The sequence below is a fragment of the Nonomuraea sp. NPDC050691 genome (assembly GCF_040654455.1).
Taxonomy (GTDB): domain Bacteria; phylum Actinomycetota; class Actinomycetes; order Streptosporangiales; family Streptosporangiaceae; genus Nonomuraea.
Genome location: NZ_JBFAIA010000085.1, coordinates 1 through 14,642 on the forward strand (window position 1 = coordinate 1; position 14,642 = coordinate 14,642).

Annotated in this window: 5 protein-coding genes; 2 read left to right on the forward strand and 3 right to left on the reverse strand. The window is 75.9% G+C overall.

The annotated features are described in order from the left end of the window. Positions 1-1,451 (reverse strand): beta-ketoacyl synthase N-terminal-like domain-containing protein (locus tag AB0H81_RS26600; protein ID WP_358379894.1); only part of this gene is annotated, 1,451 nt, incomplete at its 3' end. Beyond that, positions 1,441-10,935: an SDR family NAD(P)-dependent oxidoreductase gene (locus AB0H81_RS26605; protein ID WP_358379897.1), complete on the reverse strand. Its 9,495-nt coding sequence runs from the start codon at positions 10,933-10,935 to the stop codon at positions 1,441-1,443. The genes AB0H81_RS26605 and AB0H81_RS26600, both read right to left, overlap by 11 nt. 273 nt (positions 10,936-11,208) lie before the next feature. Between AB0H81_RS26605 and AB0H81_RS26610 the strand changes: the two genes are divergently transcribed. Both AB0H81_RS26610 and AB0H81_RS26615 read left to right on the forward strand, forming a co-directional pair. Then, a complete protein-coding gene (locus AB0H81_RS26610; RefSeq protein WP_358379900.1) occupies positions 11,209-12,597 on the forward strand; it encodes a condensation domain-containing protein in 1,389 nt (462 codons plus the stop codon). Between the two features lie 26 nt (positions 12,598-12,623). Beyond that, the gene (locus AB0H81_RS26615; protein ID WP_358379903.1) at positions 12,624-14,150 is read left to right on the forward strand and encodes an amino acid adenylation domain-containing protein; all 1,527 of its coding nucleotides are present in this window, start codon (positions 12,624-12,626) and stop codon (positions 14,148-14,150) included. A gap of 68 nt (positions 14,151-14,218) precedes the next feature. Here AB0H81_RS26615 and AB0H81_RS26620 read toward each other — a convergent pair whose 3' ends face one another. Beyond that, positions 14,219-14,476 carry a phosphopantetheine-binding protein gene (locus tag AB0H81_RS26620; protein WP_358379905.1) on the reverse strand — a complete coding sequence of 86 codons (258 nt, stop codon included), beginning with the start codon at positions 14,474-14,476 and terminating at the stop codon, positions 14,219-14,221. Positions 14,477-14,642 lie beyond the last annotated feature (166 nt).

The window sequence follows — 14,642 nt, forward strand, 5'->3', positions numbered from 1 at the left end:
GGCTCGGTGGTCGGCGGCTCGGTGGCGGGCGCGGGTCCGGCCTCGGTCGCGGGCGCCGGTTCCGGGACGTACTCCTCGATGATGGCGTGCGCGTTCGTGCCGCTGATGCCGAAGCTGGAGACGGCCGCGCGGCGCGGACGCTCGCCGGGCGGCCACGCGCGGCCCGCCGTGAGCAGCCGGATGCCGCCGGAGTCCCAGTCGGCGTGCGGCGTGGGCTCCTCGGCGTGCAGGGTGGGCGGCAACGCGCCGTGTTCGAGGGCCTTGACCATCTTGATGACCCCGGCCACGCCGGCCGCGGCCTGGGTGTGGCCGATGTTCGACTTGACGGACCCCAGCCACAGCGGCCGGTCACCGTCATGGGCCCGGCCGTACGTCGCGAGCAGGGCCTGCGCCTCGATCGGGTCGCCCAGCTTGGTGCCCGTGCCGTGCGCCTCCACGACGTCCACCTCGTCGGCGCCGAGCCGCGCGTCCGCCAGCGCCTGCTCGATGACCCGCTCCTGCGCGGGCCCGCTCGGCGCGGTCATGCCGTTGCTCGCGCCGTCCTGGTTGATCGCCGAGCCGCGGATGAGCGCGAGGACGCGGTGCCCGTTGCGGCGGGCGTCGGACAGCCGCTCCAGGACCAGCGCCCCGACGCCCTCCGACCAGGCCGCCCCGTCGGCGGTCGAGGAGAACGACTTGCACCGCCCGTCCGGCGACAGCGCGCCCTGCCGGCAGAACTCCACGAACGCGTCCGGCGACACCAGCAGCGTGACCCCGCCGGCCAGCGCCAGCGTGCACTCCTCCTGCCGCAGCGCGCGCACCGCCAGGTGCAGGGTCACCAGCGAGGACGAGCAGGCCGTGTCGACGGTCAGCGACGGCCCCTCCAGGCCCAGCGTGTACGAGACGCGGCCCGACATGACGCTCGGCGTGCTGGAGGACAGCAGCGTTCCCTCGACCGATCCGGGGATCGAGCCGTGGACGAAGCGCGAGGAGTACTCGTTGTACATGTTGCCCGCGTACACGCCGGTGCGGGAGCCGCGCAGCGTCGCCGGGTCGATCCCGGCGTGCTCCAGCGCCTCCCAGCACGACTCCAGGAACAGCCGGTGCTGCGGGTCCGTGGCCAGCGCGGCGCGCGGGCTCATCCCGAAGAACGCGGCGTCGAAGTCGGCGGCCCCCTCCAGGAAACCGCCGTGCCGCGTGTACGACTTGCCGGCCGCGTCCGGGTCCGGGTCGTACAGGTCGGTGTCCCAGCCGCGGTCCAGCGGGAACTCGCTGATCGCGTCGCGGCCGGAGGCCACCAGCTCCCACAGGTCGTCGGGGCCGGTCACGCCGCCGGGATACCGGCAGGCCATGCCGACGATCGCCACCGGCTCGTGCCGGCGGCCCACGTCCTCGGCCAGCCGCCGGCGGGTCTCCGCCAGCTCGACGGTGACCCGCTTCAGGTACGCGCGCAGCTTGTCCTCACTCGCCATGGCCAGGCCTTTCCACCGCGGGCTTCACAGGGGCCGTCATGGCCCGGTTGTCGATCAAGGCGAAGATCTCCTCGTCGGAGGCGGAGACGATCTCCTCGGCGGCGCCGCCCGGCCGGTTCGGCGTGGCGGCGGGCGCGGCGGCCGTGACGGCTCCGAGGCGGCCGAGCGCGCCCTGCAGGATGGCGACGAGCTGGCCGCGCAGCGCGTCCGCGCCGCCGTTGGCGGCCAGCAGCACCGACTCGGCCTGGTCCACCGCCGTGCGCAGGGCGTCCTCGGGCGACGGGGTGTCGGGCGCGAGGGTGCGGTAGAGGTATCCGGCCAGCGCGGTGACCGTCGGGTGGTCGAAGACGAGGGTCGCCGGCAGCCGCAGCGCGGTCTCGGCGTTGAGCCGGTTGCGCAGGTCCACGGCAGTGAGCGAGTCGAAGCCCAGCTCGTTGAACGCGCGCTCCACGTCCACCTGCTCGGGACTGCTGTGCGCGAGGACGGTCGCGACGTGCGAGCGCACCAGCGCGGTGAGGTGCGCCCGGGCCTCCGGCTCGGCCAGGGTGGCCAGGCGCTCGGCGAGCCCCTGACCCTGCGCCTGCCCTGGCCCGGCCGTGCCCGGCCGCGCGGCCGACGCGCTCTGGACGGTACGACGGGACGCGCGGACCAGCCCGCGCAGCACGGGCGGCAGGTCGCCGGCCTCGGCCCGGTCGCGTAGGCCGGCCCGGTCCCAGCGGGCCGCCACGACCAGCGGCTCGGCGCTCGTCAGGGCGGCGTCGAACAGGTCGAGGCCCTCGTCCACGGTCAGCGGCGCGATGCCACCCCGGGCCAGGCGGGCCACGTCGGCGCCGCCGAGACCACCCGCCATGCCACCTTTGTCCCAGAGGCCCCAGGCGATGGACACGGCCGGCAGGCCGAGGCCGCGGCGGTGCGGGGCGAGCGCGTCGAGGAAGGCGTTGGCGGCGGCGTAGTTGCCCTGGCCGGGGTTGCCGAGCAGGCCCGCGACGGACGAGAACAGCACGAACGTCGTCAGCGGCCGGTCGCGGGTCAGCTCGTGCAGGTGCCAGGCGGCGTCCGCCTTGGGCGCCAGGGCGGCGTCCAGGCGCTGCGCCGACAGGCCCTCCACGACCGCGTCCTCCAGCACCCCGGCGGTGTGCACCACGCCGGTCAGGGACGGGATCCGCTCCAGCAGTGCGGCCAGGGCGCGGCGGTCGGACACGTCACACGCCACGACCTGGACGCTCGCGCCCATCCCGGTCAGCTCATCGGCGAGGGGGGCGGCTTCCGGGGCGTCCGGGCCACGGCGGGAGACGAGGATCAGCTCGCGCACGCCGTGCCGCTCCACCAGCCGCCGCGCCACCAGCGCGCCCAGACCGCCGGTGCCCCCGGTCACGAGCACACACCCCTCGGTCTCCTTGTGCGCCGCCCCGTCCGCCTCGCCCGCCGCAGCCTCCTTGCCGTGCGCCGCGGTCGAGCCGTCGGCTGTGTCACCCGCCTCTTGCGCCGCGCCCCTCTCCTCACCCGTCGCAGCCGGAGTGCGGGCGGGGGTGGGGTCGGGGTCCTGAGGTGTCGAGCGGGATGAGGTCGCCGAGGCGGACGCAGCCGGAGTGTGAGGCGAGGCCGGGGAGCGGCGGACCAGGCGGGGAGTCAGGAGGCCGCCGTCGGCGTCCGCCGCGAGCTGCGTCTCCCCCGCCGCGATCCCGCCCGCCAGCGCCTCCCACCCGGAGAAGCCGTCCGGCAGCTCGGCCAGCGCGAACCGTCCCGGGTGCTCCGACTGCGCCGACCGCACGAGCCCCCACACCGCGGCCCCCGCCGGGTCGCCGGGCCGGGTGACGAACACGAGCCGCGACCCCGCGTACCGTTCGTCGCCGAGCCAGCCCTGCACCAGGTCGAGCACCTGGTGCAGGGTGTCGTGGGCGGAGTACGGCAGGTCGGCGGCGTCGCCGCGGCAGGGGGCGAGCACCAGGCCGGGGATCTCCCCCGTGCTCATGTCGGCCACGGAGGCGAGGTCGTAGTAGCGGGGCGCGCCGATCCCGGCCGCCGCCAGTTCGGCGTCGATCTCGTCGGCCAGGTCGTCGACCCCGACGACGGCCCACCGCTGCCCGGCCGGGTCCACCGGGGCTGACTGCGCGGGGGTCCAGTCGAGGGCGTAGGAGGCGGCGTCGAGGCCGGCACGGGCGGCGTCGCCGGTGCGCGGCACCCGGCGCAGGGTCAGCCCGCGAGCCTCCGCGACCGGCCGCCCGTCCCCGTCGAACGCGGCCAGGGAGATCGTGTCGCCGTCGCCGTCGGTGACGCGGACGCGCAGGGCGCCCGCTCCCCCGGCGCTCACGCGCACCCCGTCCCACGCGAACGGCAGCAGCAGGGTCGCCGGGTCGCCCGCCCGTTCCAGGACCACCAGGTGCAGGGCGGCGTCCAGGAGCGCGGGGTGCAGCGTGTAGCGGTCCGCGCCGTCGCTCACGGGCTCGGGCAGCTCCACCTCGACGTACGCGACGCCGTCGCCCCGCCAGGCGGCGCGCAGCCCCTGGAACGCGGGCCCGTAGTCGTAGCCGCGCTCGGCAAGCCGGCCGTACAGGTCGTCCAGGTCCACCGGCTCCGCCTCGGGCGGCCAGACCGTGAGCGGCGCGGACGCGGTGGGAAGACCACCCGAACCGTTCCCGCCGACCGGAGCGGCCGGGGCGAGGAGGCCGGTGGCGTGGCGGGTCCAGGGGGCGTCCGGGTCGCCGGCCGGGCGGGCGTGGACGGCCAGCGCGCGCCGTCCTCCGGCGTCCGCGCCGCCCACCGAGACCTGCGTCTGGAACGCGCTCGTCTCCGGCAGGTACAGCGGCGCCTCCAGCGTCAGCTCCTCGACCGTCTCGCACCCGGCCGTGGCGGCGGCCTCCAGGGCCAGCTCCACGAACGCGGTGCCCGGCAGCAGCACGCCCCCGTCCACGGCGTGGTCGGCCAGCCACGGGACGGCGGCCCGCGACAGCCGTCCCGCCAGCAGGAAGCCGTCGTCGGCCGCCAGCGGCACCGCCGTGCCCAGCAGCGGGTGGCGGGAGCCGCCCGGGGAGCCCTCGGCGGCGCCGGGGTCGAGCCAGTACCTCTGCCGCTCGAACGGGTACGTCGGCAGGCCCGCGTCGTGGCGGGGCGCGGGACCGAGCGCGGCCGTCCAGTCGAGGGCCACGCCGAGCACCCACGCCTGGCCGAGCGCCCGCAGCAGCCGCTGCCTGCCGCCGTCGCCGCGCCGCAGCGTGCCGGTGGCGCCGCCGGGCAGACCGGCCGCGGCCAACGTGTCCTCGATGTGGCCGACCAGCGTGGGATGCGGGCTGGTCTCGACGAACAGGGTCGTGCCGGAACCGGCGACCGTCTCGACGGCCTGCCGGAACAGCACGGGGTTGCGCAGGCCGGCGAACCAGTACTCGGCGGTCAGGGTGGCCGGGTCGACGAACTCCCCCGCGTACGACGAGCAGAAGGCCGTCCCGGCCGGGCCGGGACGCACGTCAGCGAGCTTGGTCAGCAGTTCCTCGCGCAGCTCCTCGATGTGCGGGGTGTGGGCGGCGTAGCCGATCGCGACGCGGCGCACCCGCACACCCTCGGGGCAGGAGGCGGCGAACTCCTCCAGCGCGTCCGCGTCACCGCCGACCACCGAACTGGCCGGGCCGCTGTGCACGGCGGGCCACAGCCGGCCGCTCCACGGCTCCAGCAGCTCCGCGGCCCGTTCGGCGGGCAGGGAGACGGCGAGCATGCCGCCGCGGTCGCCGAGCCGGACGAGCGCCCGGCTGCGCAGCACGACCATCCGGGCGGCGTCCTCCACGGACAGCACGCCGGCGACGCACGCCGCGGTGATCTCGCCCTGCGAGTGGCCCAGCACGGCCGCCGGCGCCACGCCGTACGAGCGCCACAGCTCCGCCAGCGACACCATCACGGCGAACAGCACGGGCTGGATGACGTCCGCCCCCTCCAGCGGGGGCGCGCCGTCCGCGCCGCGCAGCACGTCCACGACGGACCAGCCGGTGTGCGCGGCGAGCGCGCGGTCGCAGCGCTCCAGCCGTTCGCGGAAGCGGGGGTCGGCGTCGAGCAGGTCCACGGCCATGCCGGCCCACTGGGAGCCCTGGCCGGGGAAGACGAACACCGGGCGGGGGTCGTCGAGGGCCGTGCCGGTGGTGAGGGCGGCGTGCGGTGCGCCCGCGGCGAGCGCGTCCAGGGCGGCGACCAGCTCGTCGCGGTCCTGGGCGACGACCACGGCGCGGTGCGCGAACCCGGGCCGCCGGGCCAGCGCCCTCCCGGCCGCGCCCAGCTCTCCCCCGGCGGTGCGGGCCGCGTGGTCGCGCAGCCGTACGGCCTGGGCTCGCAGCGCGGTCTCGCTCCTGGCCGAGAACGCCCACACCAGCGGCTCGCCCAGTACCGGGCCACCGCCGCCCGGCCCGTCCTGGACCGCCCCGCCCTCGACCGGCCCGCCCTGGACCGCCCCGCCCTCGACCGGCCCGTTCACGGTGGACGCGGTGGCGTCCGGGGCGCTTTCCAGGATGAGGTGCGCGTTCGTGCCGCTGATCCCGAAACTGGACACCCCGGCCCGCACCGGCCCGTCCCCGGCCTCCGCCAGCTCGACGGGCTCGGTCAGCAGCCGCACGCCGGACCCGTCCCAGTCCACGTGCGGGGTCGGCTCCTCCACGTGCAGCGTGCGCGGCAGCGTCCGGTGCTCCAGGGCCTTGACCATCTTGATCACGCCGCCGACCCCGGCCGCGGCCTGGGTGTGGCCGATGTTCGACTTGAGCGACCCGAGCCAGACGGGCGCGCCGGCGCCGTGGGCCGAGCCGTACGCGGCGATCAGCGACTCGGCCTCGATGGAGTCGCCCAGCCTGGTGCCGGTGCCGTGCGCCTCGACCACGTCCACGTCGGCCGCGGTGAGGCGGGCGTCGGCCAGCGCGAGGCGGATGACGTCCTGCTGCGCCTGGCCGTTCGGGGCGGTCAGGCCGTTGCTCGCGCCGTCCTGGTTGACCGCGCCGCCCCTGATCACGGCGAGGACCGGGTGTCCGTGACGGCGGGCGTCGGACAACCGCTCCAGGAGCACCATCCCCGCGCCCTCGGCCCAGCCGGTGCCGTCGGCGGCGGCCGAGAACGCCTTGCACCGCCCGTCCGGTGACAGCCCGCCCTGTCGGCTGAACTCCACGAACATGCCGGGCCGCGACATCACCGTCGCCCCGCCGGCCAGCGCCAGCGCGCAGTCGCCGCGCCGCAACGCCTGCACCGCGAGGACGATCGAGACGAGGGAGGAGGAGCAGGCGGTGTCGGTCGTCATGGCCGGTCCGCGCAGGCCCAGCAGGTACGAGATGCGGCCGGAGACGACGCTCAGCGCCGTGCCGGTCAGCAGGTGACCCTCGGCGGCGCTGTCGGGCTGGTCGAGGCGGGGGCCGTAGTCGGGGGCCATCGCGCCGACGAACACGCCGGTCGCCGAGCCGCGCAGGACGGCCGGGTCCAGCCCGGCGCGTTCGAGGGTCTCCCAGCAGACCTCCAGCAGCAGGCGCTGCTGCGGGTCCATGGCCAGCGCCTCGCGCGGGCTGATGCCGAAGAACGCGGCGTCGAACCGGTCGGCGTCGTGCAGGAAGCCGCCCTGCCGGGTGTCGCTGGTGCCGGACCGGTCGGGGCCGGTGGCGAACAGCGCGCCGAGGTCCCAGCCGCGGTTGGCGGGGAAGTCGCCGATGGCGTCGGCGCCGCTGCTGACCAGCCGCCACAGGTCGTCGGGCGAGGCCACGCCGCCGGGGTAGCGGCAGCCCATCCCGACGACCGCGATCAGGTCGTCGTCGTGCGGGGCCTGGGGGGCACCGCTGCTTCCCGAAGCGCTCGTGACGCTCACGCCGTCGGTCGTGCCGGTGGGGCCCTCGGCTGGGCTCTCGACGGGCCTCTCGACGGCGCTCCCGGTGGGGCTCTCGGTGGCGAGCAGGGTGTGGAGGTGGTCGGTGAGACGTTCAGGGGTGGGGTGGTCGAACAGCACGCCCGCCGGGAGCTTCAGCCCGGTCGAGGCGCGCAGCCGGTCGCGCAGCTCCACGGCCGCCACCGAGTCGAACCCGAGGTCCTTGAACGTCCGGCCTGCCTCGACCGCGGCGGCGTCCCGGTGGCCGAGCACGCGGGCGGCGGCGCCCACCACCAGGTCCCGCACGTCGGCCCGGCTCATGCCCCCGGCCACCGCCGCCCCCGGCTCCCCGGCCGCGGCGGCGGTTCTCCGGTCGATGGCAGGCGTGCGGTCAGCGTGCGTGCGGTCAGCGTGCGTGCGGTCAGCGTGCGTGCGGTCAGCGCGGGTGCGGGCGGCGATGCGCTCGGCGGCGTACGGGCCGTAGGGCTTGCGCTGGAACGGGTACGTCGGCAGGTCGATCGGCCGCGCGCCCGGCGTGACGCACGGGCCCGACCAGTCCACCGGGGCGCCCTGAACGTACGCCTGCGCCAGCGACCGCAGCACCCGCTCCGGCCCGCCCTCGCCGCGCCGCAGGGTCCCGGTGACCGCCACGTCCCGCCCGGCCGCCTCGGCCGTCTCCTCGGCGCCGGTCACCAGCACGGGGTGCGGGCTGCACTCCACGAGCAGCGCACAGCCGGCCTCCAGCGCCGCGCCCACGGCCTGGGCGAAACGCACCTGGTGGCGCAGGCTGCGGTACCAGTAGCCGGCGTCGAGTCCGGCCGTGTCCATTGGCTCTCCCGTCAGCGTGGAGACGAACGTCGTGGCGACGCTGACCGGCCGTACCGGGGCGAGGGCCGCGAGCACCTCGTCGCGTACGCCCTCGACCTCCTCGGAGTGGGAGGCGTAGTCGACGGGGACGAGCTTGGGGCGGTGCCCGGAGAGCCGGTCGGCGAGCGCGGCGAGGGCGGCGCGCGGTCCGGAGACCACCACGGAGCGGGGACCGTTGACGGCGGCGACCGACACCGGGACCGCCGCCTCGGCGATCGCCTCCTCCACGACGTCCAGGGGCGCGGCGACCGACATCATGCCGCCGTGGCCGGTGATGCCGGCGATGGCGCGGCTGCGCAGGGCGACGACGCGGGCGCCGTCCTCCAGGCTGAGAGCGCCGACGGCCGTGGCCGCCGCGATCTCGCCCTGGGAGTGGCCGATGACCACCCCGGGCTCCACGCCGTGGGAGCGCCACACCTCGGCCAGCGACACCATGACGGCCCACAGGGCGGGCTGCACCACGTCAACCCGGTCCAGGCCGGGGGCGCCGGGGATCTCCCGGAGGACGTCCATGAGGGGGTAGCCGGTGAAGGGGGCGAGGGCCTCGGCGCACTCGGCCAAGCGGGCGGCGAAGACGGGGGACGAGGTGAGGAGCTCCCGGGCCATGCCGGCCCACTGGGACCCCTGCCCAGGAAAGACGAACCCGACCCCGATGCTCGCGCCGACGCCCGTCCCTGGGGCGGGGACGGGGCCCGCTCCGGGGGCGGGGGCGGCGCCCGCTCCGGGGGCGGGGGCGGCGCCCGCTCCGGGGCTTGGAGTGGTGCCCGTTCTTGGGCTCGGGGCGGTGCCGATGACCACGTCGTCGTGCGGCTGCCCGGCGGCCAGGGCGCGCAGCCCTTCCAGGCGCGTGGAACGGTCGGCCGCGAGGACGACGGCGCGCCGCTCGAAGATCGCCCTGTCGCGTACCAAGCTCATGGCGACGTCGCCCGAGGCGACGGCCGCGTCCTCGGCCAGGGGCAGGAGGCGGTGGGCCTGCTCTCGCAGAGCCGCCTGGTCCCGCGCCGACACCACCCACGGTGCCGCCTCCCCCGCGTCCACCCCACCGGGTGCCGTCGCATCGGCGGCGGCCCCGTCGCGGTCGCCGCGCCACACGGGCACCTCATCGGCCGCGACCTCGCCACCGTCCCCACGGCGCACGGCATCACCTGCGACCACTCCCTCGGCCGCTCCCTCGGCGGTGTCGCCGTCGCTGCCCTGGGCCCGCGCGACCTCCTGTGGCCCTGCGTGGGGCGCGGCGGAGAGGGCGGTGACGTTCTCAGGAGCGCTGACGTGCTCGGGGGCCGTCCCGGACGCGGAGGCCATCCCGGACGCGGAGGCCATCCCGGACGCGGAGGCCATCCCGGACGCGGAGGCCATCCCGGACGGGGGTGCGGTGTCAGGGGTTCGGGGGGCGCCGAAGGGGTCGGGGCCCACGGGGGCGGTGGGCGTGCAGGGGTCGCCGACGACCGGCGACGAGGCGAGCGAGCGCTCGGACGAGGACGCCCGGGTGGCGGCGGACGTCCGTTCGACGGCAGGGGGTGCGGGGGGCTCGGTCAGGAGGAGGTGGCAGTTGGTGCCGCCCATGCCGAACGAGCTGACCCCCGCCACCAGCGCCCGCCCGTCCTCCGGCCAGTCGCGGCGCGTGCCCACGACCTCCAGCCGCAGCTCAGGCAGGGGGATCTCCGGCGGCGGCGCCTCGAAGTGCAGGCTGGCCGGCACCGCGCGGTGCCGGAGGGCGAGCACCACCTTGAGCAGCCCGGCGATCCCCGCCGCGCCCTCCAGGTGGCCGATGTTGGTCTTGGCGGAGCCGACGAGCAGCGGGTCGTCCGCCGGGCGGGAAGTTCCGTAGGCAGCCCCGAGGGCGGCGGCCTCCACCGCGTCGCCCACCTTGGTGCCGGTGCCGTGCAGCTCGACGTACCGCACCTCGGCGGGGTCCACCCCGGCCCGCGCGCAGGCCAGGCGGATGACCTCCTCCTGCGCGTCGCGGCTGGGCACGGTCAGGCCGTCGCCGCCGCCGTCGTTGTTGACGGCGCCGCCGAGGATCACGGCGTGGACGGCGTCGCCGTCGGCGAGCGCGTCGGGCAGCCTCTTGAGCACGACCAGCCCGCCGCCCTCGCCCCGCACGTAGCCGTTGGCGCGGCGGTCGAAGACGTGGCAGCGGCCGTCGGGCGAGAGGGCGCCGAGCCCGGCGATGGCGTCGGTGGTGTCGGCGAGCAGGTTGAGGTTGACGCCGCCGGCCAGCGCGAGGGCGGTCTCGCCGCGGCGCAGGCTCTCGCAGGCCATCTCCACGGCGACCAGCGACGACGACTGTCCGGTGTCGAGGGTGAGGCTGGGGCCGCGCAGGCCGAGGAAGTAGGACACCCGGTTGGCGATCATGGCGCGGTTGGCGCCGACGTACGCGTGCCGGCCGCGCTCGTCCGCGCCGAGCCGGTCCTGGAGCGCCGCGTGGTCGTTCGAGATGGCGCCCAGGAAGACGCCGGCGGCGCTGCCGCGCAGGCCGGTGGGGACGGCGCGGGCGTTCTCCAGCGCCTCCCAGGCCAGCTCCAGGACGAGGCGCTGGTGCGGGTCCATGGCGGCGGCCTCGTTCGGCGAGATGCCGAAGAACGCGGCGTCGAAGCCGTCCACGGACGGCAGGAACCCGCCCCGCCGGTGAGCGGAGCCGGGCCAGCGGTCCTCGGGGGCCTCGGTGACCGCGTCGACGCCGTCACGCAGCAGCCGCCAGAACTCCGCCGGACCGGCGGCCCGCGGAAGCCGGCACGCCATGCCGACGACGGCGATCGCGTCCGGCCCGCCGGTCCCCGCCCGCTGTGTCGACTCACCAGCCATCAATGCGCCACCTCAAGCCTCGGGCGCCATTCGCAATGGCGCCGCCGGTTTATTCGGACGGCCCGGAGAAATGCTCCGCGGCATTTGGTTCAGCGGCTCCCACATAGTTGTCGATAAGACACTAAGGCGGTGCTCCATTTCGGGGACACGGTTGCCGACTGGCACCTTGTGGCCGCCATTAGTGGCCAGCGCCGGCCACCGCCCCGGCCTTGACCCCGGGCGTTCGCGCACGCAATGAATTACGGACGGGGAAAGCCGCCGGGAGGAGACCACATGTCCGTCGAGGCACCTCTCAGCAACGGCCAGCTGTTCAGCTGGCGGGAGATCGAGCGGTATCCGCAGGACTGGCTGCACGAGGCCAACCTGGCGACGACGTGGGACCTGCGCGGTCTGACGGACGACCAGGTCACGACGGCTCTCGAGCGGCTGGTGGACCGGCACGAGGCGCTGCGGACCACGTACCATCCGCGCGAGGGCCGGCCGGTGCAGGTGGTCCACGACGCGGTGAGCCTGCCGGTCGAGCGGGTGGACCGGGTCGTCACCGACCCGGGCGAGCACGAGCGGACGAAGGCGGAGCTGGTGGCCGAGCCGTTCGCGATGAGCGGCGACCTGAACTGGCGGGGCCGGCTGGTGAGCTCCGGCGGCGCACCCATGTACATCAGCCTGGCCTTCTCCCACCTCATCCTCGACCTGTGGTCGATCCACCACCTGCAGGACCAGTTCAAGGCGCTGGTGGCCGACCCGGGCGCCACCGCCGCGACGGGTCTCACGCCGCGCGCGCTGGCGCGGCGCCAGCGGGACGAGGCGTGGCGGCCGCGGCAGGAGAGTTCGGAGCGCTACTGGCGGGACGTGCTGGCCGACGGGCTGATGGACGGGCTGCCCACGCTGCCGGCACGGGTGAAGCGCAACCGGCTGGAGCTGACGCTGCGCTCGCGGCGCCTCGGCGGGCTGGCGGCCGAGGCGGGGCGCCGGCACGGGGTCACCGCCCCGGCCGTCGTGATGGCCTTCGTGGCCGCCGGGCTGGCCCGCCACCTGGGCACCGACCGGGTGACGATGAGCCTGATGTCCTCCAACCGGTTCGCCCAGGAGGACCAGCACAACGTGGGCACGATGAACCAGCTCATCCCGTTCGTCACCGCCGTCGATCCCGGCGCCACGCTGGCCGAGCACATCAGGCGGCTGCACTGGGCGGGCGCTCGGGCGTACCGGTACTCCTGCTACGACTTCGACCGCATCGCCGAGATCGCCGCGGGCGACGCGGCCAGGGCCGGCGTGGACCCCGGGCACGACTGCTGGGTCAACCACCTGTTCCGGGCCTGGTTCAACTACATCCAGGTGGACCGCAGGCCCTCGGACCCGGCCGACCAGAGCCCGGCGGAGCTGGCCTGGACGCCGCTGGCGCAGCAGTACGGGCAGGCGTTCCGGGTGCGGGTGGCGGTGCAGGGGGGCCGTACCAGCGTGCTCATGCTGGCGGACCCCGAGGTGCTGCCGGCCGAGGCGATGACGGACATCATGCGGACGCTCGCGCTGGGCACGCAGCTCGCGGTCGCCGACCCGGACCGGCGACTGGCCGACCTCTGGGAAGGACAGGGCCGCGACCTGCCCCCGTCGCTCTTCCCCCGCGACCTCCCCGACCCGCCCCCCGCCTCCCCGCTCCCGTGACCGGCTCGGCCACCTTGGAGACATCTGTGGAACGCACCCTTCACCAGTGGTTCGCCGGCTCCGTGACGCGCTTCGGCGACCGGGTGGCGCTGGAGGCGGGCGGCGCCCGCCACACCTACGCGGAGCTGGACGACCTGGCCGCCCGCCTGGCCGCGCGGATCCTGCGGGCCTGTCCCGGCGGACGGCCGGCGCGGGTGGGCCTGTACGCGGCGGGCGACGTCCTGGCCTACGCCGGCTACCTGGCCATCCAGCGGATCGGCGCCACCGCGGTCCCCCTCAACCCCGCCATGCCGCAGGCGCGCACCCTGGCCGTCGCCGGGGCCGCCGGCCTGGACGTCGTCCTGGCCGACGCCGCCCACGGAAAGCTCCCCCCGTTCCCCTCACCGCTGCTCGCCCTCACCCTGGACGACCTCGGCGGCGACCGGGCGGAGCCGCTCGCGCCGCCGGACGGGGTGAACGGCCTGGCCTACCTCCTGTTCACCTCGGGCTCGACGGGCGCGCCCAAGGGCGTCCCGCTGCGTCACCGCTCCGTCAGCGCGTACCTCTCGCACGTGGTCCCCCGGTACGGGCTGGGCCCGGGCGACCGGACCTCGCAGACGTTCGACCTGACCTTCGACCTGTCGGTGTTCGACATGTTCGCGACCTGGGGCGGCGGGGCCACGCTCGTCGTGCCGAGCCGGTACGACCTGCTCAAGCCGGTGGCGTTCGTGGCCAGGGAGCGGCTGACGCACTGGTTCTCGGTGCCGTCGGTGGTCTCGCTCGCCCTGCGCCTGCGCCGGCTGACGCCCGGCTCGATGCCGTCGCTGCGCTGGAGCCTGTTCTGCGGCGAGCCGCTGACGCTGCGGCAGGCCGACGCGTGGCGGGAGGCGGCGCCGGGCAGCGTGCTGGAGAACCTGTACGGCCCGACCGAGCTGACCATCTCCTGCGCCGAGTACCGCCTGCCCAGGGACCGGGCGCGCTGGCCGGAGACGCCCAACGGCACCGTGCCGATCGGCCTTCCGTACCCGGGGGTGCGGCACGCCGTGCTGGACGCGGACGGGCGGCCGGCGGCGGAGGGCGAGCTGTGCCTGCGCGGCGTCCAGCGCTTCCCCGGGTACGCGGACCCGGCGGTCAACGAGGGGCGTTTCGTCGCCTTCGACGGCGAGCGCGCCGTGCCCGCGGAGGCGGCCGAGGTCATGGGGGACGACCTCTGGTACCGCACGGGCGACCGGGTCGCGTGGCGCGACGGCGTCCTCGTCCACCTGGGACGGCTGGACCAGCAGGTCAAGGTGTCGGGGCACCGGGTGGAGCTGGGAGAGGTGGAGGCGGCCCTGCGCGCCAGGCCGGGCGTGGACGAGGCTGTCGTGCTGGCGCTGCCCGGCGCGGACGGCGAGCTGGAGCTGGAGGCCGCCTGCACGGGGACGGGTCTCGACCCGGTGGCGCTGGTCAAGGGCGTCGCGGAGGTCCTGCCGGGCTACATGGTGCCGCGCTCGGTGAGCGTGCTGGGCGAGCTGCCGCTGAACGCCAACGGCAAGGTGGACCGCCGCGCGCTGGCCACCACGCTGCGGACCTGACGGACGCGCGAAGGGCGGGGACCCGGCGACCGGTCCCCGCCCTTCCAAGCGCCTCGGCTCGGAGCGCCTCAGCGGACCGGCGGGAACGCCGGGAGCATGGTGAGCGCCTGCCAGAGCGAGCCGACCGTGGCGAACGTCGACTCGTCCAGGAGCTCGTCGGGCAGTTCGACCGCGTAGCCGTTCTCGATGTCGACCAGCAGCCGCACGACGCCCATCGAGTCGAGGCCGAGGCCGGCGAGCTCGTCCCGCGCGGACAGCTCCGCCGAGTCCGCGTACGGCAGGTGCGCGCGCAGGAGGCTCTGGAACTGGCTCGGAATTTCAGACATCGTCATCCGCCAATCTGCCAGAAAAATCCATTCGTACAAAGACTCCGGGAATGGCGCGGGCCCGGTCAAGGCGGCCGGGAAAGAGCACGCTGGCAGGTTGTCGCACGTCCAAGCTGCCAGCGCGGCCCGCTTGTCACGGTCCCGGGAAAAGCCAATCCTCGATTTA